This is a genomic window from Actinomadura nitritigenes (genome assembly GCF_017573545.1).
GTDB classification, from domain to species: Bacteria; Actinomycetota; Actinomycetes; order Streptosporangiales; family Streptosporangiaceae; genus Spirillospora; species Spirillospora nitritigenes.
On sequence record NZ_JAGEOK010000015.1, the window covers coordinates 103029 to 125907 of the forward strand.

Annotated in this window: 21 protein-coding genes and 1 tRNA gene; 7 read left to right on the plus strand and 15 right to left on the minus strand. The window is 74.7% G+C overall.

The genetic code is table 11. The features are described from left to right. Positions 1-76 precede the first annotated feature (76 nt). The 4 genes from J4557_RS24030 (at position 77) to J4557_RS24045 (ending at position 3923) form a co-directional block, all read left to right on the plus strand. Complete coding sequence (locus J4557_RS24030; protein ID WP_307800163.1) at positions 77-1486, plus strand: aldehyde dehydrogenase family protein; 1410 nt, start codon at positions 77-79, stop codon at positions 1484-1486. A gap of 233 nt (positions 1487-1719) precedes the next feature. Next, on the plus strand, positions 1720-2469 hold the full coding sequence (locus J4557_RS24035) for a hypothetical protein (RefSeq protein WP_208268992.1): 750 nt from the start codon (positions 1720-1722) through the stop codon (positions 2467-2469). Positions 2470-2521: 52 nt separating this feature from the next. After that, positions 2522-3373 (plus strand): helix-turn-helix domain-containing protein, encoded by an 852-nt coding sequence (locus tag J4557_RS24040; RefSeq protein ID WP_208268993.1) that lies wholly within the window; start codon positions 2522-2524, stop codon positions 3371-3373. Positions 3374-3440: 67 nt separating this feature from the next. Then, on the plus strand, positions 3441-3923 hold the full coding sequence (locus J4557_RS24045; protein WP_208268994.1) for a YkvA family protein: 483 nt from the start codon (positions 3441-3443) through the stop codon (positions 3921-3923). Here the strand turns inward: J4557_RS24045 and J4557_RS24050 are convergent. From J4557_RS24050 to J4557_RS24060, 3 genes are all read right to left on the minus strand, one after another. Then, the gene (locus tag J4557_RS24050; RefSeq protein WP_190854075.1) at positions 3868-4197 is read right to left on the minus strand and encodes a DMT family transporter; all 330 of its coding nucleotides are present in this window, start codon (positions 4195-4197) and stop codon (positions 3868-3870) included. The genes J4557_RS24045 and J4557_RS24050 overlap by 56 nt on opposite strands. An 83-nt stretch (positions 4198-4280) precedes the next feature. Next, complete coding sequence (locus tag J4557_RS24055) at positions 4281-5141, minus strand: LLM class flavin-dependent oxidoreductase (protein ID WP_208268995.1); 861 nt, start codon at positions 5139-5141, stop codon at positions 4281-4283. 76 nt (positions 5142-5217) lie between these two features. After that, positions 5218-6357, minus strand: coding sequence for a helix-turn-helix domain-containing protein (locus J4557_RS24060; protein WP_208268996.1), 1140 nt, complete (start codon positions 6355-6357; stop codon positions 5218-5220). A 145-nt stretch (positions 6358-6502) separates the two neighbouring features. Here J4557_RS24060 and J4557_RS24065 point away from each other — a divergent pair, with 145 nt between their 5' ends. Next, positions 6503-7297: a class II aldolase/adducin family protein gene (locus tag J4557_RS24065; protein WP_208268997.1), complete on the plus strand. Its 795-nt coding sequence runs from the start codon at positions 6503-6505 to the stop codon at positions 7295-7297. Between the two features lie 90 nt (positions 7298-7387). On the opposite strand, the gene J4557_RS24070 is transcribed toward J4557_RS24065, so the two are convergent. Next, complete coding sequence (locus J4557_RS24070) at positions 7388-7846, minus strand: MarR family winged helix-turn-helix transcriptional regulator (RefSeq protein WP_208268998.1); 459 nt, start codon at positions 7844-7846, stop codon at positions 7388-7390. Between the two features lie 56 nt (positions 7847-7902). Here J4557_RS24070 and J4557_RS24075 point away from each other — a divergent pair, with 56 nt between their 5' ends. Then, the gene (locus J4557_RS24075) at positions 7903-8304 is read left to right on the plus strand and encodes a VOC family protein (protein WP_208268999.1); all 402 of its coding nucleotides are present in this window, start codon (positions 7903-7905) and stop codon (positions 8302-8304) included. Positions 8305-8512: 208 nt separating this feature from the next. Here the strand turns inward: J4557_RS24075 and J4557_RS24080 are convergent, their stop codons facing one another. Next, on the minus strand, positions 8513-9934 hold the full coding sequence (locus J4557_RS24080; RefSeq protein ID WP_243776252.1) for an ATP-binding protein: 1422 nt from the start codon (positions 9932-9934) through the stop codon (positions 8513-8515). Continuing rightward, positions 9931-11577 (minus strand): NAD(P)/FAD-dependent oxidoreductase, encoded by a 1647-nt coding sequence (locus J4557_RS24085; protein WP_243776253.1) that lies wholly within the window; start codon positions 11575-11577, stop codon positions 9931-9933. Before J4557_RS24085 ends, J4557_RS24080 begins: the two co-directional genes overlap by 4 nt. A gap of 129 nt (positions 11578-11706) precedes the next feature. On the opposite strand from J4557_RS24085, the gene J4557_RS24090 reads away from it, so the two are divergent. Next, positions 11707-12762: a Gfo/Idh/MocA family oxidoreductase gene (locus J4557_RS24090; RefSeq protein ID WP_208269001.1), complete on the plus strand. Its 1056-nt coding sequence runs from the start codon at positions 11707-11709 to the stop codon at positions 12760-12762. Between the two features lie 7 nt (positions 12763-12769). Here the strand turns inward: J4557_RS24090 and J4557_RS24095 are convergent, their stop codons facing one another. The 9 genes from J4557_RS24095 to J4557_RS24135 form a co-directional block, all read right to left on the minus strand. Beyond that, complete coding sequence (locus J4557_RS24095; RefSeq protein ID WP_208269002.1) at positions 12770-13606, minus strand: endonuclease/exonuclease/phosphatase family protein; 837 nt, start codon at positions 13604-13606, stop codon at positions 12770-12772. 62 nt (positions 13607-13668) lie between these two features. Beyond that, entirely contained in the window at positions 13669-14688 is a 1020-nt protein-coding gene (locus tag J4557_RS24100; RefSeq protein WP_307800164.1) for a coiled-coil domain-containing protein, read from the minus strand. Positions 14689-14876: 188 nt separating this feature from the next. Next, complete coding sequence (locus J4557_RS24105) at positions 14877-15317, minus strand: HNH endonuclease (protein ID WP_208269003.1); 441 nt, start codon at positions 15315-15317, stop codon at positions 14877-14879. Between the two features lie 24 nt (positions 15318-15341). Beyond that, a tRNA-Asn gene (locus tag J4557_RS24110) sits at positions 15342-15412 on the minus strand. A 97-nt stretch (positions 15413-15509) separates the two neighbouring features. After that, complete coding sequence (locus J4557_RS24115; RefSeq protein ID WP_208269004.1) at positions 15510-16550, minus strand: hypothetical protein; 1041 nt, start codon at positions 16548-16550, stop codon at positions 15510-15512. Positions 16551-16683: 133 nt separating this feature from the next. Continuing rightward, positions 16684-17676, minus strand: a complete 993-nt coding sequence (locus J4557_RS24120; RefSeq protein WP_208269005.1) for a GNAT family N-acetyltransferase — start codon at positions 17674-17676, stop codon at positions 16684-16686. A 132-nt stretch (positions 17677-17808) separates the two neighbouring features. Beyond that, on the minus strand, positions 17809-18792 hold the full coding sequence (gene meaB, locus J4557_RS24125) for a methylmalonyl Co-A mutase-associated GTPase MeaB (RefSeq protein ID WP_208269006.1): 984 nt from the start codon (positions 18790-18792) through the stop codon (positions 17809-17811). Then, on the minus strand, positions 18789-21002 hold the full coding sequence (scpA, locus tag J4557_RS24130; protein WP_208269007.1) for a methylmalonyl-CoA mutase: 2214 nt from the start codon (positions 21000-21002) through the stop codon (positions 18789-18791). The genes meaB and scpA overlap by 4 nt, the downstream gene beginning before the upstream one ends. Further along, entirely contained in the window at positions 20999-22822 is a 1824-nt protein-coding gene (locus J4557_RS24135) for a methylmalonyl-CoA mutase family protein (protein WP_208269008.1), read from the minus strand. The genes scpA and J4557_RS24135 overlap by 4 nt, the downstream gene beginning before the upstream one ends. Positions 22823-22879: the final 57 nt, after the last annotated feature.

Here is a 22879-nt window from a genome sequence, read left to right on the forward strand (position 1 = left end):
ACGCTCGTCAAGAGGGCGGTCCACGGTGAATACTGAACGTCATTCGGTTACACGCCACCCGAGCGGAGGAGCAACGGTGTCCGAGAACTTCGCGATGACCATCGACGGCGCGGCGGTGGACGCGCCCGCCACCTTCGGAGTGATCAACCCGGCGACCGGCGAGGTGGCCGAGCAGGCGCCCGACGCCTCCCGCGAGCAGCTGGACGCGGCGATGGCCGCCGCCCAGGCGGCCTACCCCGCGTGGCGCCGCGACGAGTCGGCGCGGCGCAAGGCGCTGCTGGCCGCGGCCGACGTCATGTTCGCCCGGTCCGAGGAGATCGGCCGCATCCTCACCCTGGAGCAGGGCAAGCCGCTCGCCGACGCGACGATGGAGGTCGTCGGCGCCGGGGTGTGGCTGAAGTACTTCGCCGAGCTGGACCTGCCCCGCGAGGTCATCCAGGACGACGACAACGCGTTGGTCGAGGTCGTCCGCCGCCCGATGGGCGTCGTCGCCGCCATCACCCCGTGGAACTTCCCGCTGCTGCTGGCGGTGTGGAAGATCGCGCCCGCGCTGCTGGCGGGCAACACGATGGTGCTCAAGCCGTCCCCGTTCACGCCGCTGTCCAGCCTGAAGCTCGGCGAGGTGCTGCGCGACGTGCTGCCGCCCGGCGTGCTCAACGTCGTCACCGGCGGCGACGAGCTCGGCGCCTGGATGACCGGGCACGAGGTGCCCCGCAAGATCAGCTTCACCGGCAGCGTGGCCACCGGCAAGCGGGTCGCCGCGGCCGCCGCCCCCGACCTCAAGAGGGTCACCCTGGAGCTCGGCGGCAACGACCCGGCGATCCTGCTGGACGACGCCGACCCGGCGGCCGTCGCGCCGAAGCTGTTCGGCGGCGCGTTCCAGAACAACGGCCAGGTCTGCTCGGCGATCAAGCGGGTGTACGTGCCGGAGGCGCTGTACGGCGACGTGGTGGACGCGCTGGCCGAGCAGGCGAAGGCCGCCAAGGTCGGCAACGGCATGGAGGAGGGCGTCCAGTACGGGCCCATCAACAACAGGCCGCAGTACGAGCGGGTCGGCGAGCTGGTCGCGGACGCCCTGGCCGGCGGCGCCCGCGCGGCGGCCGGCGGCAGGCCGATCGACGGCCCCGGCTACTTCTTCGAGCCGACGATCCTCGCCGACATCGCCGACGGCGCCCGGATCGTCGACGAGGAGCAGTTCGGCCCGGCGCTGCCGATCATCAAGTACACCGACCTGGACGAGGCGCTCGCCCGCGCGAACGGCACGCACTTCGGGCTGTCCGGCTCGGTGTGGAGCGCCGACGCCGACCGCGCCGCGGAGGTCGCGGCGGAGCTGGAGTGCGGCACCGCCTGGGTGAACACCCACCTCGCGCTCGCGCCGCACCAGCCGTTCGGCGGCTTCAAGTGGAGCGGCGTCGGCGTCGAGAACGGCCCGTGGGGCCTGTACGGCTTCACCGAGATGCAGGTGATGCACCGCTCGAAGCACTGAGCGGACGGCGTGAGGGGGCCGGCGGGAACGCCCGCCGACCCCCTCGTCCGGAGTCCTCGCCGGGGCCTTCGCCCGCGTCCTCCTCCCGGGCGCTCCACGCCTCTCGACATGTGCGGAAAGTCACGACTTCGAGTCCGGAAAGTGACATCACCACTACTGGCGGTCCGGTGCCGGAATGGGACACTTTCTGAGCGGGGGCCTCGGGACCGCACCGCCGACCGTGGAGGAGCCGGATGCAGACATGGGACGTCATCCGCCAGGACGACCTCGGCAACAAGTTCCATGTGGCCGCGCACGACTCCCGGGTCTCGGCGCTTGCGCAGGTCCTGGCCCTGGAGTGCGGCGTCCCGCACAAGCAGGCGTACTGGGTGGAGGGGCCGCCCGGCCCGTCCGTCCGGACCAACCGCGACCTCTACCTGATCTTCCTGCACCTCGGCCAGGAGGCCCGCGCGGCCTCGTGGTCGCTGTCGGCGTTCCTGCGCGCGCTGTGGAAGGTGTCGGCTCCGCTGCGCGACAACGAGCGCCTCGAACCCGACGACGTCGCGGCGATGTTCGCCGCCGCGTCCACCACTCCGCCCGCCCCCTACGACCCCGCGTGGAGCGCCAAGGACCTGTCGCTGCCCGGTGACGAGCCGGACGGGTACGCCGACTGGGAGCGGGTCGTGCTGTCCCAGCTCGCCGACCTGGAGGACTTCCTCGCCCGCCCGCCGGGGCCGCAGGCGCGGTTCGGCGTCGACGCGCCCCGCCCGCCCGGCTCGGGGGCCCGCGCGACCCCGGCCCGCTGGTACAACTTCGATCCGGCGACGTACCTGGAGTGCGCGGTCGCCGGGAGCGTCGGCGGCTGGGACGCGGCGGACGGCGCGCGGGTGCCGGTGCCCACCGCGGCCGGGGAGCCGCCCGCCCGCTCCTACGTCCGCGAGATCACCACGATGACCTGGGGCGACCTCGCCCGGATCGCGGTGTGCGGGCAGATGTACGAGTGACCCCGCCCCGCCGGCGGGGCGATGTCGGCGGCCGGTGGTAGTAGTGGGGGTCATGGTCGACAGGCCGGTCGAGATCCGCGACCGGGGAGGATGGCTGGAGGCGAGCGGGCCGCCGCACCGCGCGCTGCGCCCCCTCCTGCGCGTCTACCAGGGGTACTGGGAGCCCGTGGCCGTCCCGTCCCGGATGCGGACGCTCCCGACCCGCGGCGCCGTCGTCATCGTCAACCTCGGCCCGCCGATGCGGCTGGCGACGCCCTCCGCCCCCGGCACCGAGTACGGGTCGTTCGTCGCGGGCATGCAGGACGGCCACGGGGAGTACACGACCCCGGGCGGGCAGCACGGCATCCAGCTCGACGTCACGCCGCTCGGCGCGTACACGCTGCTCGGCGTGCCGATGGCCCGGATCACCAACGCGGCCGTCGAGCTGCCGGACCTGCTCGGGCCGGGCGCGGCGGCGCTCGTCGAGCGGCTCGCGGAGACACCGTCCTGGGCGGCCCGGTTCGACCTGATGGACGCGTTCCTGCTGCGCCGGCTGGAGATCGGCCCCGTCCCGGACCCGGAGGTCGCGCGGGCGTGGCGGCTGCTCGACGGCACCGGCGGCGCGGTCGGGGTCGCGCGGCTCGCCGAGGAGGTGGGCTGGAGCCGGCGCCACCTCACCCAGCGGTTCACCGAGCAGGCCGGGCTGCCTCCGAAGGTGATGGGCCGGGTCCTGCGGTTCCAGCGCGCCGTCGGGCTGCTGTCGCGCGGCGGCCTCGGCCCGGCCGAGGCCGCCGCGGCCTGCGGCTTCTACGACCAGGCGCACCTGAACCGGGAGTTCCGCGCGCTGGCGGGCTGCACGCCGTCGCAGCTGCTCGGCGGCATGCTGGAGGAGCAGCGGACCACCACCGCCGCCGAACCCGCCTGACCGCCGTCCGCGCGAATGGAACGCGCCTGAACGGCAATACCGCAGACGACTCCCCCGGAGGTGCACGATGGCCTGGTTCGGAGTGGTGCTGCTCGTCGCGGGCGGCGTCACCGTCCTCACCGCAGACGGACGCCTCGCCGGCGTCGACCTCACGCTCGCGGGCGCCGTCGCGCTGTCCGCCGGAGCGGTGCTGCTGGTCGCGGGAATCCTGCGGCTGCGCCGCCGGCGGCGCCTCGGCCCGGTGGGCGGCGGCGCGCAGGCGTACTACCGGACGTCCACCGGCAAGATCGTCGCGATGGTCGTCGCGGTGGTGTACATCGTGTCGCCGGTCGACCTGATCCCGGACGTGTTCCTGCCGGTCGGGATCGTGGACGACGCCACCGCGCTGGCCTGGCTGCTGTTCGCGCTCGGCCAGGAGTACACCCGCCGTTCCGGCGCGCGGCGCGCGGTCGCCGCCGGCCCGGCGCGCGCGCCGGAGCCCGGACCGGCGCCGCCTAGCCCCGGCTCACTCCGCCGCCGAGGTTCATCACGACGACGCCGAGGACGATGATGACCGCGCCGGCGATCGTCAGCGGCCGGACCTGCTCGCCGAACAGCACGACGCCGCCGGCGAACGCCCCGATGGTGCCGAGCGCCGACCAGATCGCGTAGACGGGCCCGACGTTCAGCGAGGTGAGCGCCTTCGCCATGAACGCGAACGAGATCAGGTAGCCGGCGACCACCAGCACGGACGGCCCGAGCCTGGTCATCCCCTCCGAGGCGCGCATCGCGAGCGTGGCGGTGACCTCGAAGGCGATCGCGAGGGCCAGCAGGACGTACGGCACCGCAGGAGTCTAACCGCGCGCCTCCGGGCCGGGCCCGGCGCCCCCGCACGCCGTCCCGTCCCGGTCCCGCCCGGCGTCCCGGTTCACCGGCCCTGCGCGGCGACCTCCTCGAACACCTTCATGTCGGCGTCCCACGGGGTGTCCGGACGCGGCCAGTGCAGGGCGATCTCGGTGATGCCGAGCTCGGCGTACCGGCCCGCGAGGTCGGCGAACGCGCCGGCCGACGCGAGCCAGGGCTCGTCGCTGAACCCGGTCAGCAGGATCCGGTCGGCCGGTGCGCGCCCTTCCGCCTCGCACGCCTCGCCGAGCCTCGCCAGCCGCTCGCGGACCACGTCCAGCGGCTCGCTGCCGTCGCCGTGCGGGCTGGTCACCCAGCCGGAGCCGTGCCGGGCGGCGAGCCGCATGCCGCGCGGCCCGTCGCCGGCGATCACGAACGGGACGCGGGGCCGCTGGACGCAGCCGGGGTCCGACACCACGTCCCGCGCGGTGTAGTAGGCGCCCTCGCTGGTGGTCTCGGGGCCGCGCAGCAGCCGGTCGAGCAGCCCGACCCATTCGGCGAACCGGTCGGCGCGCTCGCCCGGCGTCCAGTCGCCGCCGCCGAGGACGCCGGCGTCGGACTGCCGTCGCGTCCCGCCGGAGCCGATCCCGACGGTGAGCCGGCCGCCGCTGACGTGGTCGATCGTCCTGATCGCGTGCGCGGTCGGCACCGGGTGCCGGAAGTTCGGCGAGGTGACCAGCGAGCCGAGCCGGACCCGCGAGGTGACGGCCGCCGCGGCGGCCATCGTGGTGTACGCGTCGTACCAGGGCGTCGTCCCGCGCCAGGCGAGGTGGTCGTAGACCCAGGCGTGGTGGAACCCGAGCTCCTCGGCGCGCCGCCACAGCTCGCCGGCCTCCGGCCAGGACTGCATCGGCCACATCACCGTGCTGATCCTCGGTGCGGTCACTGCTCCCCCGTTCTGTCTCCGGGACGCCCCGCCCCGGGGCGCCGCGTCCATCCCATCACCCGGCACCGACGGCCGGTCACGCGCCCGGTGCGGCGAGCCAGCGGCGCAGTGCCCACCACCAGTGCGCCGTCCGCTCCACCGCCGCGCCGCCGGACGGGTCGAGCAGCGGGCGGCCGGTCAGCTCCTGGAACCGCCGCACCCGGTACTTCACCGTGTTGCCGTGGACGTGCAGGGCGGCGGCGGTCGGCTCGATCCGGCCGCCGTGGTCGAGGTAGGCGAGCGCGGTCCCGGCGAGCTCCCGGTGGAACGGGTCGTCGCGGTCGAGGCCGCCGAGCAGCCCGTCCGCGAGGAGCCCGCCGAGGTCGGGCTCCGCCTCGGTCACGGTGAGCAGCGCGAGGCCGGCCAGCTCCCGCAGCCCGGTGAGACCCGCCGCGGATCCGGCGCGCAGGGCGCGGCGGCCGAGGTCGTACAGCGGCGCGACGCCGCCGGGCCGCGCGGGCGGCGCCGCGACGAGCAGCGGCCCGGACCGGACCGGCCCCGGCGCGGGCAGCCGCGCCACCAGCGCGGCGAACCGCCCGTCCACCAGCCCGCACAGGCCGGGGCCCGCCGCGGCCAGGCGCGCCTCCAGCCCCGCCGCGACGGCCGGGTCGCTGACGTCCGACACGACGCAGTGGTACTCGGCGTCCGGGTCGAGGGGGGCGAGGACGGGGACGGCCTCGCCGTGCAGGAGCTGCCGCAGCATCTGGACGCGGCCCTCCCGCGTCGTCCGGGCCATCTCCAGTTCGGCGACCCGGTGGGCGTGCACCATCCGGTGGACGAGCGCGGTGTTGATCTCGTCGATGCGGCTGACGCCGTCCAGCAGCAGCGCGTCCGGCACGCCGCGGCGGCGGCCGTCCTCAATGAGCGTGCGGACGAGGTGGGCGCGGCCGGCCTGGAACCCGTCCAGGAACGCCGCGACCGGCACGCCCTGCCGCGCCCGGTCCGAGCCGAGCCGGCCGGCGGCGTCCAGCAGCTCCTCGCCGGGGGCGCCGTCCGCCAGCGCGGCGAAGACGCCCCGCAGCAGCGCGCGGGTGTGCCGCCGCGTCTCCTCCTCGGGCAGCGCCGCCACCATCTCCGACCGGCCGCGCGCCGCCCGCACCGCGCCCTCCAGCAGCCGCGGGTCGTCGCCGCGCTCGCGCACCAGCCGCAGGAACCGGTCGCCCTCGGTGGACTCCATCCCGCCATTGTCCCCCGCCGTTGTCCCGCTCGGACAACGAGCGGGGCGGCGCTTGGGCCGCCTCCCCTAGCGGGGAGCCCGCCGCCTGGTGTTCGCTGGCGGTAGTGCCCAGCGGTGTCCCGCCCAGAGCCCGAGGAGTTCGCCGATGTCCGACGACGAGCAGTTCCTGGAGAAGCTGCCCACCGACCTGATCTTCCGGCTGCCGCCGACCTTCGACAACGTGGAGGACGAGCGCCGGCACCGCAAGGAGCGGCTGGCGGCCGCGCTGCGGATCTTCGGCAAGTTCGGCTTCGAGGAGGGCGTCGCCGGGCACATCACGGCCCGCGACCCCGAGCGCACCGACCACTTCTGGGTCAACCCGTTCGGGATGTCCTTCAAGCACATCAAGGTCAGCGACCTCATCCTCGTCAACCACCAGGGCCAGGTCGTCGAGGGCCGCTACCCGGTGAACGAGGCCGCGTTCGCGATCCACTCCCAGGTGCACCAGGCCCGCCCGGGCGTCGTCGCCGCCGCGCACAGCCACTCCACCCACGGCCGCGCGATCTCCGCGCTCGGCCAGAAGCTGGAGCCGATCACGCAGGACGTGTGCGCCTTCTACCAGGACCACGGCCTGTTCGACGACTACACGGGCGTCGTCACCGACCTGGAGGAGGGCAAGCGCATCGCCGCCGCCCTCGGCGAGTACAAGGCCGTCATCCTGCGCAACCACGGCCTGCTCACCGTCGGCGACACGGTCGACGCCGCCGCCTGGTGGTTCATCACGATGGAACGCTCGTGCCAGGTGCAGCTGCTGGCGAAGGCCGCCGGGCAGGTCGTCCCGATCGAGCACGACAACGCCGTCCTCACCCACGAGCAGATCGGCAACGACCTCGTCGGCTGGATCAACTACCAGCCGCTCTACGACCAGATCACCCGCGAGCAGCCCGACCTGTTCGACTAGTCCCCTACCGGGTCCCCCGGTCCGGCGGCCCCGGCGCACCCCCGTTCGCGCCGGGGCCGCCGCATGCCCGGGGCCCGCGTCCGCCGCGGTTCAGCGGGCCCTCGGGTCGTGGTGGGCCAGCAGCACGCGCACCATGCGCGCGAACTCGGCCCGGTCCTCCGCGGGGAGCGGGGCCAGGAGGTCGGCGTCCAGCTCGGCGGCGCGGCGGCCGATCGCGTCCAGCTCCGCGCGGCCCTCGGCGGTCGGCTCGACCACGTAGCGGCGCCGGTCGGACGGGTCGCGCTCGCGCCGGACGAACCCGGCCGCCTCCAGCCGTCCGACCACCTCCACCAGGTCGCTCGGGTCGATGCGCAGCCGCGCGCCCAGCTCCCGCTGGGAGGCCGGGGCCGCGTCGTCCAGCGCGGACAGCACCGCGAAGTGCCACAGGCCGAGGCCGTGCTCGTCCATCATCCGGCCCATCCGGACGCGGCCGGCCCGGCCCACCTGGGCCAGCGCGAACGTGGTGATCGCGAGGAGGCGGGGCGGCAGCGCGCCCGCGGTGTCGTCCATCCGCCTATTGTAGGGTTACACCCATCATTGGTGAAGACCCATGAATTGGAGGCGGCATGGACGCGCTCTACCCGCGCCTGCTGGTGGACGACTTCGACGCCTGCGCCCGGTTCTACACCGCGGCGCTGGACGAACTGCTCGGCATCCGGCCCGTCAAGATGCTCCCCGCCGCGCAGTACGCCAACTGGGACCGCGAGGACGAGTGCGTCCTGGTCCTGATGGGGCGGGCCCGCATGGCGGAGACGGTCGGCACCGCGGACCTGCCCGCCCCGTCCGGGCAGGACGGCGCGATGCTGGTGTTCCGGGTCGGCGACGTCGACAGGGCCGCCGACGCCCTGGCCGCGCTCGGCGGGCAGGTGGTGGCCGCGCCCGCGGACCGTCCGGAGTGGGGGCCGGGCCTGCGGACCGCGCACCTGCGCGACCCCGGCGGCAACCTGCTCGAACTCCAGTCGTACTGACTCCGCCCCCGAGAGGGATCAGCGCGGGAGCAGGTGCCGGTACGGGCGCCGCGGGACGGGCGCTCGGCCCGGCGGAGGGAGAGTCCGCCGGGCCGACCCCGGTGTGAGCCCGTACGCCAAGCACATCACCCGCGGGGAGGGGGGCGCTTGTCCCCCATCGACGAAAAGGAGCGCGCCACCCCGCCGGGAAGTGACTGGACGCGCGCCGTCAGTCCCCGTTGCGGGACGCCTCGGCCAGCGGCAGCAGAACCTGGAAGCGGGTGTCGCCCGGCAGCGACTCCACCTTGATGTCGCCGCCGTGCCGGTCGGCGACGATCCGCCAGGAGATGTCGAGGCCGAGGCCCGTCCCCTGGCCCACCGGCTTGGTGGTGAAGAACGGCGTGAAGATCCGGTCGATGTCCTCCTCGGGGATGCCGCAGCCGGTGTCGGCGATCTCCACCATCGCCTGGTCGTTCACCCGGGCCGTCCGGATGGTGAGCGTGCCCGAGCCGTCCATCGCGTACAGCGCGTTGACGATCAGGTTCGTCCATACCTGGTTCAGCTCCGCCGCGTACACCGGGACGGGCGGCAGCGACTCGTCGTAGACGGTCTTGACCGTCACGCCCGGCCCGAACTTGCGCTTGAGCATCGTCAGCGTGCTGTTCAGCAGCTCGCGCAGGTCGACCCGCTGGTAGGCGGCCCGGTCCAGCTGCGAGTACTGGCGGGCGGAGTCCAGCAGCGCGGTGATCCGGTCCATCGCCTCGGAGATCTCCGCCTGGAGCTGCCCGACCTCCATCACCTCCGCCAGCCACCGGATCGCCGAGGGCAGGTGCTCGCAGGCCGCCTCCGCGACCTCCTCGGCCTGCTCCACCCCGACCCCGGCGGAGACGAGGCCGGGCGCCAGGTCCCAGGCGTCCTCGACGCCGTGCTCCTCCAGCCAGTCGCCCAGCTCGTCCTCGGCGTCGCTGACCTCCAGCGGGCTGCGCCGCGCACCCGAAGGAGCGGAAAGCGTCGGCCGCAGCGCCACGAGCGCCGCCAGCCGCGTGCAGTCCGCGCCCTGCGCGGCGAGGTCGGCGAGGCTCTTCTGCGCCGCGAGCAGCCGGTCGCCGAGCTCGGCGCTGGCCCGCGCCGCGGCCGCCGCCGGGTTGTTCAGCTCGTGGGTGAGGCCCGCGGTGATCGTGCCGAGCGCGGTGAGCCGCTCCCGCTGGTCGACGGACCGCCGCAGGTTCGTCATCCCGAAGAAGATCCCGGCCAGCAGATGCGTCGCCATCGGGAACCACTTGCGGACGGCCTTGCTGAACTTGCGGGCCGGCAGCACGAACACCCGGGACGGGCGCGTCGCCCGGAGCGTGTGCTGGTACTTCTGCTCGATCTGGTCGTCCAGGTACGCCTGGACGGCGCCGCCGTAGGTGCCGGGACGCGACGTCCGGCTCGTCTCGACGCTGTGGTCCCGGACGAGCTGGCTCATCACCATCTCGCCCTCCAGCAGCACGTACAGGAACTCGGCCGGATCGCCCTGCGCGCAGATCACCCCGTCGGCGGGGATGTCGGCGACGGTGCCGCAGGCCGACAGCCATTCGAGCTTCTCGTCGTCGAGGTCCTCGAAGAGGAACAGCGACCGGAGCTCCTCCGGCGATGCGGTCATGGTCATGCCTGCTCCAGGTAACGGTGGACGAGCGCGACGGCCATGGCGCCGTCGCCCACGGCGGACGCGACGCGCTTCATCGACTCCGAGCGGACGTCCCCCGCCGCGAACACGCCGGGGACGCTGGTCTCCAGGTGGTACGGCTGGCGGGCCAGCGGCCACCCGGCCGGGCGGCGCCCGCCGGCGACCAGGTCGGGGCCGGTGACGACGTACCCGCGGGCGTCGCGCTCGACGAAGCCGTCCAGCCAGTCCGTGCCCGGCTCGGCGCCGATGAACACGAACAGCCAGTGGGCGTCGATGGTCTTCTTCCCGCCCGGCCACGCGAACGTGAGGCGCTCGAGCCGGTCGGTGCCCTCGGCGGCGCAGACCGTCTTGCCGGTGTGGACCTCGATGTTGGGCGTCTGCTCGATCTGCTCGATCAGGTAGTGCGACATCGACTTCTCCAGGCCGTCCGCCCGGACGATGATGTGCACCTTCTTGGCGTACTTGGCCAGGTGCACGGCCGCCTGGCCGGCGGAGTTGGCGCCGCCGACGACGGCGACCTCCTCGTCCGCGCACGACGGCGCCTCGGTGAGCGCCGCGCCGTAGTACACGCCGCGGCCGACGAAGTCGTCCACGCCCTCGGCGTTCAGCCGCCGGTACGACACGCCGCTGGCGAGGATGACGGCGTGCGCCGCGATCTCCGTGCCGTCCGCCAGCCGCGCCACCCGGGCCGTGCCGCGCGCCTCCAGCCCGACGACCTCCCCCGCCTGCAGCAGCTCGGCGCCGAACCGGTCGGCCTGCCGGCGCGCCCGGTCGGCGAGCTGCGCGCCGGTCACCCCGTCGGGGAAGCCGAGGTAGTTCTCGATCCGGGAGCTCTGCCCGGCCTGCCCGCCGAGCGCGCGCCGCTCCACCACGACGGTCTTCAGCCCCTCGGACGCCCCGTACACCGCGGCGCCGAGCCCGGACGGGCCGCCGCCCACCACGATCAGGTCGTAGAACCCGGTGGACGGGGTGCTCGGCAGCCCGATCACCGACGCCAGCTCCGCGTCCGACGGCGCGCACAGCGTGTCCCCGCCGGCCGTCACCACCAGCGGCAGCTCCGGCGAGCCCGCCGCCGCGATCAGCTCCGCGCCCTCCGGGTCGGTGTCCATCAGCCAGGTGTAGGGCGCCTGGTGGCGGGCCAGGAAGTCGCGGACCTCGTAGCAGCGGGCCGACCAGCGGTGCCCGACGACCCGCAGCTCCGCCGGCCGGGACCGGTCGGTGCGCCGCCACGCGTCCAGCTGCGCGTCGATCACCGGGTAGAACTTCTCCTCCGGCGGGTTCCACGGCTTCAGCAGGTAGTGGTCGAGGTCGACGACGTTGATCGCGCGGATCGCGGCGTCGGTGTCGGCGTAGGCGGTCAGCAGGATCCGGCGCGCGTACGGGAACAGGTCCATGGCGCGTTCGAGGAACTCCACGCCGTTCATCTCGGGCATCCGGTGGTCGGCGAGCAGGAGCGCCGTGTCGTCGCCGCGCAGCCGCAGCTCGCTCAGCGCCTCCAGGGCCTGCCGCCCCGACTCGGCGCGGACGATCCGGTACGACTCGGCGTACCGGCGGCGCAGGTCACGCGCGACCGCCCGGGACACGCCCGGATCGTCGTCGACCGTCAGCAGCACTGGTTTGGACAACGCGTCCCCCTCATCCATGACATCCCCGGGCAAAAGCCTACGTGGCCCGGGCAGGTCGCGTCCCGCCCGCACCGGCCGGCCGCCACCCCGGCGCCCCGCGGCCGGGGCCGCATCGGCAATGATCGTCGCATGGACCTGCGTGCAGCGCTGATCGGATACGGCACCGGGGGCTCGGTGTTCCACGCTCCCCTGATCTCCTCGGTGCCGGGGATGCGGCTCGCCGCGGTCGTCACGGGGGACCCGGAGCGGCAGCGCGCCGTCGCCGAGCGGTACCCGGAGACGACCGTCCTCGCCAGCGCGGACCGGCTGTGGGAGGCGTCCGGCGGCTACGACCTGGTGGTGGTCGCCGCCCCGAACCGGCAGCACGTCCCCCTCGCCCGCACCGCGCTGACCTCGGGGATCCCGGTCGTCGTGGACAAGCCGGTCGCGGCGACGGCGGCGGACGCCCGGTCGCTCGCCGCGCTGAGCGCGGTCCGCGGGCTGCCGGTGATCCCGTTCCACAACCGGCGCTGGGACGGCGACTACCGGACCGTGCTGCGGCTGGCCGGCTCCGGCGCGCTCGGCGGGGTGCTGCGGTTCGAGTCCCGGTTCGAGCGGTGGCGGCCCGAGGTGAGGGCGGGCTGGAAGGAGAGCGCGGACCCGCGCGACGCCGGCGGCATCCTCTACGACCTCGGCTCCCACCTGATCGACCAGGCGATCGCGCTGTTCGGCCGCCCCGACCGGGTCTACGCCGAGATCGACACGCGGCGGCGGGGCGCGGCGGCGCCCGACGACGTGTTCGTGGCGCTGGAGCACCGCGGCGGGACCCGCTCCCACCTCTGGATGAGCGCGACCGCCGCGGAGCTCGGGCCGCGGTTCCGCGTCCTCGGCGACCGCGCCGCGTACACGGTGAGCGGGATGGACGGGCAGGAGGAGGCGCTGCGCGCGGGCCTCACCCCGAAGGACCCCGGCTTCGGCATCGCGCCGCCCGAATCGTACGGGGTGTTCGGGACGCCCGGTGACGACCGCCCGGAGCCGACCGCCCCGGGCGCCTACCACGAGTTCTACACGGCGGTGGCGCGCACGCTGCGCGGCGAGGCGCCCCCGCCGGTCACCCTCACCGACGCGATCGCGGGCCTGGAGGTCATCGAGGCCGCCCTCCGGTCCGCCGGCGAGGGCGCCGTCGTGGGCACCCGCCCGGAGTGACGGCCGGTCAGTAGCGGAGGTCGGCCAGCACCCCGTAGTGGTCGGACGCGACGACCCCGTTCACCGGTTCGACGCCCAGCAGCGCGCAGCGGACGGGATGGCCCGCGCCGCCCGCGCGGGGCCACGCGGAGAAGACGTGGTCGATGCGGCGGTCCGGCCACAGGACGGGCCTCGCCCACGGGTTGGCGTTGCTCCAGGTGTGGCCGGGCGTTCCGTCGCCCGCCATCTCCCACGCGTCGTAGAAGACGACGCCGGCCGCGCCGACGGCGGCGCGGCCGGTGAGCATGCGGATCTCGTCGGAGCCGGGGTCGGCGTTGAAGTCGCCCGCGACGACCGCCGGCGCGTCGCGTCCCGCCGTCTCGCGCACGTGGGCGGCGAGGTCGCGGACCTGCTCCTGCCGCCGCCCGCTGTGCCCGAGCTTGTAGCCCAGCCCGACGCCGAACACGTGGACGGGGCCGCGCGGGCCCCGGACATCGGCGTACACGGCGAGACCGCCGTCGCCGCCGGCCTGGTCGCCGAGCGGCCGCTCACCGGTCCGCGCCTGCGGCCAGCGCGACAGGATCGCGATCCCCGAGCGGGCGCCCGGCACGGCCCCGGCGCCGGATCCGCCGAAGACCGCGTGCGGGAGGCCGAGCGCCCGGCCGAGGCGCGCCGCGAGCGAGTCGTCCCCGTCCTCCCATGCCTCCACCAGGACGAGCACGTCGGGCGCCGCTTCGCGGAGGATCTCGACGATCGCCGCCTCGCGCTCCTCGTAGGGGCCGTAGCGGTCCCAGACGTTCCAGGTCGCCACCCGGACCGTCGTCTCGATCAGCGGCCCGTACGGCTCCTCGATGTCATAGCCCATGCGGTGAGCGTGTCATCGCGACGCCCCGCGCGGCCACCCCGTCCGCCACGGGACGGCCCGTCTCACAGCACGGACACGTGGACGTGGTCGTAGTGGTTCTGGGTGACGCTGCCGCGGTCCTCCATCTGGCGCCATCCGCCGCTGCCGCGCATGTCGTAGATGCGCTGCCGCCAGATCACGTACTTGATGCCGAGCCGGGACGCGTTGTCGATCACGTACTGGGCGACGCGGTCGCCGTGCGCCTGGGCGGACGCGCTCGGCATCTTCCCGCCGGTGCTCTCCATGAAGTCGCAGGCGGTGCCGGAGCCGTGGTCCTGCGGGTCGCCGGGGCGCGAGCAGCCGATGGTGGGGAACGGCCCGAACCTCCCGTCGATCTCCAGCAGGACCGTCCGCATCCGCGCGGTCATCGAGTTGCCGACGATCGGGGACTTGCTCCCGGAGACGCCGTCGGGCCTCCCGCCGCCCGCCGGGGCCTTCGGCGTCTCGGGCTTGTACTTGACGAGCAGCTTCTTGACGCGGGCGCGCTGGCCCTCCAGGTCGTCGATCTCCTTGCGCACCTCGTCCAGCTTCGCCTGCGCCGTCCGGTGCGACTGCGCCGCCCTGGTGTTCAGCTGCCGCAGGCTCTCGACGCGGCGGCCGTTGTCCTGGCTGATGTGCTCGACCACCGAGGCGTCGCGCAGCGCCGCCGACGGGTCCCCGGAGGTGACGATCGGGATGAGGTCGAGCCGCCCGGTCATGTAGGTGGTGGACGCGATGCGGGCGACGGAGAGCCGGGCCGCGCCGTACTCCCGGTCGGCCCGGGCGGCGTCGGCGCCCGCCCGCTCGGCGGACTTCTTCGCCTCCTCGAGGGAGATCAGCTCGCCGCGGTACTGCTTGGACAGGGTGTCCGCGCGCTTCTTGAGCTTCGCGTACTCCTTCGCGAGGTCCTTCTTCGGCTCGGCGGGCACGCGGGCCGCGCCGCCGGCGGCCGGGGGGAGCGCCGCCGACATCCCGACCGCGAGGACGACCACCGCGAGCCGCCGCGCCGCCCGGCGCCCGCCGGCCGGGCGCGCCGTCCTGCCGAAGGGATCCAAGGACGCCACAGATCACTCCCGGATAACAGAGGGTCGGAGATTGGCGGGCACGCTACCACAATCACCACAAACCCTCCGACATTCGGGCAAGCACACTGCGTGACACCGGCACTACGGGCGACGTAAAGGGGGCCGGACCGCCCTTGGGCGATCCGGCCCCACCCCCGTGCCGCCGGACGGGGTCCGGCGGCCTCCCCTCAGGTCCCGACGAGGTCCTCCCAGCGCGGGGCCCGCGGCTCCCAGCGCAGCCGCAGCCCGGCCTCGCGGGGCGTTCGGTCCCCCTTGCGGTTGTTGCAGCGGCCGCACGCCAGGACGGTGTTCTCCCAGGTGTTCCCGCCGCCGCGCGACTGCGGGTGGACGTGGTCGATCGTGTTGCCGCGCTGCCCGCAGTAGCCGCACCGGCCCCGATCGCGCAGGTAGACGCCGCGCTTGCTCCACGGCGGCCGGCGGCCGTACCGCCACCGCATCGCGACGTACCGGACGAGCCTCAGCACCCGCGGCACCGGGAAGCGGCCGATGGTCCGGCCCTCCTCCGCCTCCTCGACGACGGCCACCTCGCGGACCAGCATGCGGATGGCGTGCCGCAGGTCCACCTTTTGTAAAGGCTCGTACGACGCGTTCAGGACGAGCACGTTCACCGGGTCACCTCCCACCCCGGGCCGCTGTCCCGCCAGGATTCGAACCTGGATATCCGCATTAACAGTGCGGCGTTCTGCCGTTGAACTACGAGACAATGTTCCGGAAATTCTCCGGTTTCCGGGCATTTCCCGGAAGCCTCCATCAGAATGCCGACGCGCGCCCCGCAAAGGCAACGGTTTTTCCCACCCGCTTCAGGTCACCGGCCCGGCCCCCTCCCGAGGTTTCACCGGGCCGGGTGGGGGCGGGCTCCGGCCGGGCGGGTCGGGGGCGGCCCGGGCGATCTTCGGCATCGCCTCCGCCGCCGCGCGCCACCACGTGTCCTCGGCGGGGCCGGCGTGCGGAGGCGACGCGCACGGGACCGGACCGGGCGAATCGGAGGCACGCGGGGCGGCCGGGACTCGGACGGGCGGGACGGCCTCGATGGCGGCGGCGCAGTCCGGGCAGTCGGTGCCGGTCCAGCCGAGCCGGACGGTGACGGACTCCGCGTCGCCGGGAGCGGGGCCCTGCGGCCCGGTGCCCCAGAAGCGCAGCACGTCGGCGGCGGACACCGCGCGGTCCCGGCGGGTGGCGCGGGTGCGGTCGCGGTGGCCCCGGCCGAGCCACGCGGTCTGCTCGGCGACCAGCTGCCAGGTCAGCCCGCGGACGAGGTTGGCGGCCGCGAGCACGCTCGCGTACGGCACGTGCCGCACGGCGACCTCCGGCAGGCCGAAGCGGTGCAGGCCGGCCGTGTCGACGCGGGCGCGGGCGCCGTCGCCGGGGTCGAGGGTGACGAAGACCGACACCCACGCGCGGCCGAGGACGCACCGCTCCGGCTCGGCGTCCGGTGGCGCGCCGGGGAGGATCTGCCGGGAGTCCAGGTCGGCGACGGTGCCGCCGACGGCGGCGGCGAGGGCGCGGGCGGCGAGCCGGGCCGCCTGCGCGGACCGCGGCTGCCCGGCGGGCGGGCCCTCCGCGGTGACCGCGATGTGCCGGCGCGCGCCGACGACCGTCCCGAGCCGGCCGTGCGGTGCGGCGAGCCGGTGGAAGCGGGCCTTCAGGTCGGCGGACGGGCGCGTGACGGGTTCGACGACGAGGCCCGCGGACGCGAGCATCGCGGCGGCCTCGCGCGCGAGCGCGCCGTCGCCGATGGCGTCCGGGAGGCGGCCGGGCCCGGGGAGCGTCCTCGCCTGGGTCGCCACGAGGAACCGCGTCGTCACCGACGCCGGGACCTCCAGCACGAACCGCCCGCCCATGGGCCCGCCTCCCCCGTTCCGCGGGCACGGCCCCCTGCCGCGCCCGGGGTTCCAGCGTGGCCGGGAGCGGTGGCGGACGGAACCAGAACGGGATTCTGTGGATAGGGCGCGCTCGGACGCCCCTCGGGCGGGGTCAGGGCAGCGCGGACGTCGGCGCCTGGTACTCCAGGGACTCGCGTTCGACGCGGAAGCCGAGCTCCTCGTTGACCGCGAGCATGTGCTCGTTGTCCCCCGAGTTGTCGGTCTCGATCTCGCGGACCTCGGGGCGCTCCGCCGCGAGCCACTCGAGCATCGCGGCCTTGACCCAGATGCCGAGGCGGCGGCCGCGGTGCTCGGGGGCGACGGCGGTGTCGTACTGGGCGGCGCGGCCGGCGGCGTCGTGCGGGACGACGACCTCGGTGAAGCCGGCCACGACCGTGCCGGACGCGTCGAGGGCGGCGACGGTGTAGAGGTCGTCGCCGCGCTTGGCGACCACCTCGGCCGTCTCGCGGACGCGGTGCGCGTCCCAGGGGGCGCCCTCGTACTCGGCGAGGTCGGCCATGGCGTACTTGGCGTGCGCGAGGGCGGTGGCGTGCTCGTCGGGGACGACGCCCTGCCAGCGGATCAGCCGGTACCCCGCCGGGCCCGCCGCGACGAGCCGGGCGACGCGCTCCGGGGGGACCTCGTCCAGCCGCAGCAGCATGCCGCGCAGCACCAGAACGCACTCGAACCCGTGCGACTCCAGGAACGGGACCGCCGGGGTGCCCGCGTGGACCTGCGCGATCACGCTGGTGCGGCCGTCGGCGCGCAGGCCCTCGGCGGCCGCCGCGAGCAGCCGGCGGCCGACGCCGCGGCGGCGGTCCCCGGGCCGGACCTGGATGTCGATCTCGGCGGGGCGGTCGGCGCCCGGCGCGCCGGGCAGCCGCAGCGCCGCGACGCCGGCCAGTCCCCCGCCGGCCGGGCCCCCGCCGGTGACCGCCCACAGCCGCTGCCGCGAGCCCGGGTCGCCGCCGAGGAGCCGCTCGGCCGTCTGCTCCGGCTCCGGCGCCGGCTCCCCCGCCGGACCGGCGGCGTGCACGGCGGACAGCACGGCGTGCCACTCCAGGATCTGCGCGTCCGTCGGATCATCGAGCGCGATGACGTCCATCCGACTGTTGTACCTGATCGTCGTCCGCCGCGACCGGGAGCCCGGGCAACCCGTGGTTTCGGACGTCTGGAAGGCCCCTTTGTATCTCTCGCCGGGGGACGCCTCCCGCGCCCCCGGCCGGCCTCGTCGGAGTCAGTGCCCGCGCGAGAACGCCTCCAGGATGCGCTCGGCGGCGAGCGCCGGGGTGAGCGTCCCGTCCGCGACGCTCTTCTCCAGGCCGGGCGCGATGTCGCGGACGGCGGGATGGGCGTGCAGCTCGCCGAGCAGCCGCTCGCGGACCATCGCCCACGTCCAGCCGACCTGCTGGCGGCGCCGCCGCGCCTCCAGCTCGCCGGACTCGCGGAGCCGCTCCTGGTGCCCGACGATCTCGTCCCACACCTCGTCCAGGCCGGTGCCCTCCCGCGCGCTGCAGGTCAGCACCGGGGTGGCGCGGGCGCGCTCGTCGCTGCGCAGCAGCCGCAGCGCGCCGGACAGCTCGCGGGCGGCCCGCTTCGCCTCCATCCTGTGGTCGCCGTCGGCCTTGTTGACGGCGATGACGTCGGCCAGTTCCAGGACGCCCTTCTTGATGCCCTGGAGCTGGTCGCCGGTGCGGGCGAGGGTGAGGAACAGGAACGAGTCGACCATCTCGGCGACCGTCGTCTCGGACTGCCCGACCCCGACCGTCTCGACGAGGACGACCCCGTACCCGGCGGCCTCCATCACGACCATCGCCTCGCGGGTGGCCTTGGCGACGCCGCCGAGCGTGCCGGCGGTCGGCGAGGGGCGGATGAACGCGTCCGGGTCGGCGGCGAGGCGCTGCATGCGGGTCTTGTCGCCGAGGATGCTGCCGCCGGTGCGGGTCGAGGAGGGGTCGACGGCCAGGACCGCGACCTTGTGCCCCTCTCCCGTCAGCTTCGTGCCGAGCGCGTCGATGAACGTGGACTTGCCGACGCCCGGCACGCCGGTGATCCCGACGCGGCGGGCGTTCCCGGTGTACGGGGTCAGCTCGACCAGCAGCCGCTGCGCCAGCTCCCGGTCGTCGGGACGGGCCGACTCGACCAGCGTGATCGCCCGCGCGATCCACGCCCGCGACCCGTCCCGGACCCCGGAGACGTAGTCCTCCAGGCCGGGCCTCACCGCGCGGAGTGCCCCAGCTCAGCGGTCAGCTCGTCCAGCAGGCCGATCGCCGCGTCGGCGAGCACGGTGCCGGGCGGGAAGATCGCGGCGGCGCCGGCGGCGCGCAGCTCGTCGAAGTCCTGCGGCGGGATGACGCCGCCGACGACGATCATGATGTCGTCGCGGCCGAGCGCGGCCAGCTCCTCGCGCAGCGCGGGCACCAGCGTGAGGTGCCCGGCGGCGAGGGAGTTGACGCCGACGATGTGCACGTCGGCCTCCACCGCCTGCCGGGCGACCTCGCCCGGCGTCTGGAACAGCGGGCCCACGTCGACGTCGAAGCCGAGGTCGGCGAAGCCGGTCGCGATCACCTTCTGGCCGCGGTCGTGGCCGTCCTGGCCCATCTTCGCGACGAGGATGCGGGGCCGGCGGCCCTCCTCCTGCTCGAACGCGGCGGTCGCGGCGCGCGCCTTCTCGATGCTCGACACCGTCCCTGCCTCTTCCCGGTACACCCCGGAGATCGTACGGATCTGCGCGGCGTGCCGCCCGTACGCCTTCTCCAGCGCGTCGGAGATCTCGCCGACGGTCGCCTTGGCGCGGGCGGCGTCGATGGCGAGGGACAGCAGGTTGTGGCTCAGGTCGGAGGGGCGGGTGCCGTTCTCGGCGGCCTCGGCCGCGGCGGTGATCGCGGCGAGCGCCGCCTGCGTCGCGGTCTCGTCGCGCTCCTCCCGCAGCCGCCGCAGCTTATCGATCTGCTGGGCGCGGACGGCGGCGTTGTCGACCTTGAGGACCTCGATCCGCTCCTCGACGTCCGGACGGTACTTGTTGACGCCGATGACGGGCTGGCGGCCGGAGTCGATGCGGGCCTGGGTGCGGGCCGCGGCCTCCTCGATGCGCAGCTTCGGCAGCCCCTCGTCGATCGCCCTGGCCATGCCGCCGGCCTTCTCGACCTCGGTGATGTGGCCCCAGGCGCGGCGGGCGAGGTCGTAGGTGAGGCGCTCGACGTAGGCGCTGCCGCCCCACGGGTCGATCGTCCGGGTCGTCCCGGACTCCTGCTGGAGGAGCAGCTGGGTGTTGCGGGCGATGCGCGCGGAGAAGTCGGTCGGCAGCGCGAGGGCCTCGTCCAGCGCGTTGGTGTGCAGCGACTGGGTGTGGCCCTGCGTGGCGGCCATCGCCTCGACGCAGGTCCGGGCGACGTTGTTGAACACGTCCTGCGCGGTCAGCGACCAGCCGGACGTCTGCGAGTGCGTGCGCAGCGACAGCGACTTGGGGTTCTCCGGGTCGAACTGCTTCACCAGCTTCGCCCAGAGCAGGCGGGCGGCGCGCAGCTTGGCGACCTCCATGAAGAAGTTCATGCCGATCGCCCAGAAGAACGACAGGCGCGGCGCGAACGCGTCGATGTCCAGGCCCGCCTCGCGGCCCGCGCGGATGTACTCCACGCCGTCGGCGAGGGTGTAGGCCAGCTCCAGGTCGGCGGTGGCCCCGGCCTCCTGGATGTGGTAGCCGGAGATCGAGATGGAGTTGTACTTCGGCATCCGCTGCGAGGTGTACGCGAAGATGTCGGAGATGATCCGCATCGACGGCGCCGGCGGGTAGATGTAGGTGTTGCGGACCATGAACTCCTTGAGGATGTCGTTCTGGATGGTCCCCGCGAGGCGCTCCGGCTTCACCCCCTGCTCCTCGGCCGCGGCGATGTACAGCGCCAGGACGGGCAGCACCGCGCCGTTCATGGTCATCGACACGCTCATCCTGTCGAGCGGGATGCCGTCGAAGAGCTGCCGCATGTCGTAGATCGAGTCGATCGCGACGCCCGCCATGCCGACGTCGCCGGCGACGCGCGGGTGGTCGGAGTCGTAGCCGCGGTGGGTCGCGAGGTCGAACGCGACCGACAGGCCCTTCTGCCCGGCGGCGAGGTTGCGCCGGTAGAAGGCGTTGGACTCCTCGGCGGTGGAGAAGCCGGCGTACTGGCGGATCGTCCACGGCTGGGTGGCGTACATCGCCGGGTACGGGCCGCGCAGGTAGGGGGCGATGCCCGGCAGGGTGCCGAGGAAGTCCAGCCCGGCGAGGTCGTCGCCCGTGTACAGCGGCGGGACGCCGATGCCCTCCGGGGTGTCCCAGGTGTGGGCCTCGGGGTCCTTGCCGGTGGCGTCGGCGACGGCGGCGCGCCACCGCTCGGCGGTCGCGCCGGCGGGGGGCGCCGTCCCGAGCCCGATCTCGGTGAAGTCGGGGATCATTCGTTCACTCCCAGATCGTGGAGGGTGGTCTCCAGCGCCTCGATCGCGTCGCATCCGGCGTGCACGCGGGCGTCGACCCCCTCGTAGGTTCCCTTACCCGCGAGCCAGACCTTCACCGCACCGGCGTCCTTCAGGACGCGGGCCGCTTCGGCGGCCTGCTCCTCGTACAGCCTGTCGCTGGAGCAGATGCAGGCGACGGCCGTGCCGGACGCCGCGAACTCCTCGGGCGCGCCCGTGACCGTCTCGATGCCGCCTGCCTGGAACAGGTTCGCGGCGAACGACGCCCGCGCGGTGTGCACGGCGATGGGGCCGAGCGTGGCGAGGAACACCTTCGGGCGGGCGCCGGTCGCCTCGGCGTGCGCGTCGGACCGGTCGCGGAGCGCCTCGAAGTCCTGCGCGTACGTGACGACGGGGAGCCCGCCGCCGGGACGGGCGGGGGCGGCGTCGCGCTCGGGCGGCGTCTCGGCGATGTTCGGGAACTCGCTGACGCCGGTGAGCGGAGCCTTGCGGCGGGCGAGGTCCTTGCGGCGGCGCGCCCAGGTCGCGGCGAGCCGGTCGGCGACCAGGCCGGAGCCGAGGGCGGCGGCGAGGCCGCCGGCCTTCTCGATCTCCGTGAACCAGGCCCAGGCGGCCTGGGCGAGGCCCTCGGTGAGGCTCTCGGCGTACCAGGAGCCGCCGGCCGGGTCGACGACGCGGGCGAGGCTCGACTCCTCCAGCAGCAGCGTCTGGGTGTTGCGGGCGATGCGGCGGGCGAAGTCGTCGGGCAGGCCGAGCCGCGCGTCGAACGGCTGGACGGTGACGGCGTCGGCGCCGCCGACCCCGGCGGCGAACGCCGCGACGGTGGTGCGCAGCATGTTCACCCACGGGTCGCGGCGCGTCATCATCGCCGACGAGGTGACGGCGTGGATGCGCGCGGCCATCCCCTCGGCGGCGCCGCTGACCTCGGCGATCCGGGCCCACAGCCGGCGCAGGGCGCGGAGCTTGGCGATCGAGGAGAACTGGTCGGCGTTGACGGCGACCCGGAACTCGATCTGCCCGAACGCCTCGTCCACGCTCAGCCCGGCGCCGGTGAGGGCGCGCAGGTAGGCGACGCCGGCCGCGGCCACGGCGCCCAACTCCTCGGCGTCGCCGCCGCCCGCGTCGTGGTACGGGGTGCCGTCCGCGACGACCGCGCGCAGCCCCGGGAACTCCCGGACGCACCGGACGGCCAGCGCCGCCGCCTCGTCCAGGGACCCGGCGGTGCCGGTGCGGGCCTGGAGGCCGAGGGGGTCGGCGCCGAGGTTGCCCGACGCGTCCGGGCCGTTCCCGCGCTCGGCGACCAGCGCGAGGAACGCCTCGGCGGCCTCCGCCGTCCGCTCCCCGGCGTCCAGCACGACGGGCGCCAGGTCGAGCAGGACGCCGCGCAGGATCTCCGGCAGCGCGGCGACGGGCGTCCCGCCCTCGCCGAGCCGCAGCCAGACCGAGGTGGCGCCGTTCTCCAGGTCGGCGAGGACCGCCTCGCGCGTCGCGGCCGGGTCCGGGTGGGCGTGCGGCTGCCGGACGTCCCAGCCGGCGAGGCCCTCGCCGTCGGGCCGCACCTCGCGGACGTACGGGGCGAGCCCGGGCCGTCCGGGCGGGGCGTCGTCGCGCGTGTAGAGCGCGGCGATCGGCACTCCGTCGTAGGTCTCGCGGGTCAGCAGGGACTCGATCTCGCCGAGAGGGGTCTCCTCGGTCGCCGCGCCGGACTTGCGCAGCACCCCCTTCACCATCTCCCGCCACCGGTCCCGCTCGGCCGGGGGGAAGGCGGCGGCCAGTTCGAGTTCTTCAGGCGGCACCGTCATGCCCTGGATGGTAAGCGCACGCCTACACCGCGTCCGAGGCCGGGTCCCGGTCACCAG

Coding starts and splice junctions, on each gene's coding strand:
- J4557_RS24135 (WP_208269008.1), bottom strand. CDS start 22,822: ATGACGGTGCCGCCTGAAGAACTCGAACTGGCCGCCGCCTTCCCCCCG.
- J4557_RS24090 (WP_208269001.1), top strand. CDS start 11,707: ATGGACCTGCGTGCAGCGCTGATCGGATACGGCACCGGGGGCTCGGTG.
- J4557_RS24035 (WP_208268992.1), top strand. CDS start 1,720: ATGCAGACATGGGACGTCATCCGCCAGGACGACCTCGGCAACAAGTTC.
- J4557_RS24095 (WP_208269002.1), bottom strand. CDS start 13,606: ATGGGCTATGACATCGAGGAGCCGTACGGGCCGCTGATCGAGACGACG.
- scpA (WP_208269007.1), bottom strand. CDS start 21,002: ATGATCCCCGACTTCACCGAGATCGGGCTCGGGACGGCGCCCCCCGCC.
- J4557_RS24045 (WP_208268994.1), top strand. CDS start 3,441: ATGGCCTGGTTCGGAGTGGTGCTGCTCGTCGCGGGCGGCGTCACCGTC.
- J4557_RS24115 (WP_208269004.1), bottom strand. CDS start 16,550: ATGGGCGGGCGGTTCGTGCTGGAGGTCCCGGCGTCGGTGACGACGCGG.
- J4557_RS24060 (WP_208268996.1), bottom strand. CDS start 6,357: ATGGAGTCCACCGAGGGCGACCGGTTCCTGCGGCTGGTGCGCGAGCGC.
- J4557_RS24075 (WP_208268999.1), top strand. CDS start 7,903: ATGGACGCGCTCTACCCGCGCCTGCTGGTGGACGACTTCGACGCCTGC.
- J4557_RS24080 (WP_243776252.1), bottom strand. CDS start 9,934: ATGACCATGACCGCATCGCCGGAGGAGCTCCGGTCGCTGTTCCTCTTC.
- J4557_RS24065 (WP_208268997.1), top strand. CDS start 6,503: ATGTCCGACGACGAGCAGTTCCTGGAGAAGCTGCCCACCGACCTGATC.
- J4557_RS24070 (WP_208268998.1), bottom strand. CDS start 7,846: ATGGACGACACCGCGGGCGCGCTGCCGCCCCGCCTCCTCGCGATCACC.
- J4557_RS24120 (WP_208269005.1), bottom strand. CDS start 17,676: ATGGACGTCATCGCGCTCGATGATCCGACGGACGCGCAGATCCTGGAG.
- J4557_RS24040 (WP_208268993.1), top strand. CDS start 2,522: ATGGTCGACAGGCCGGTCGAGATCCGCGACCGGGGAGGATGGCTGGAG.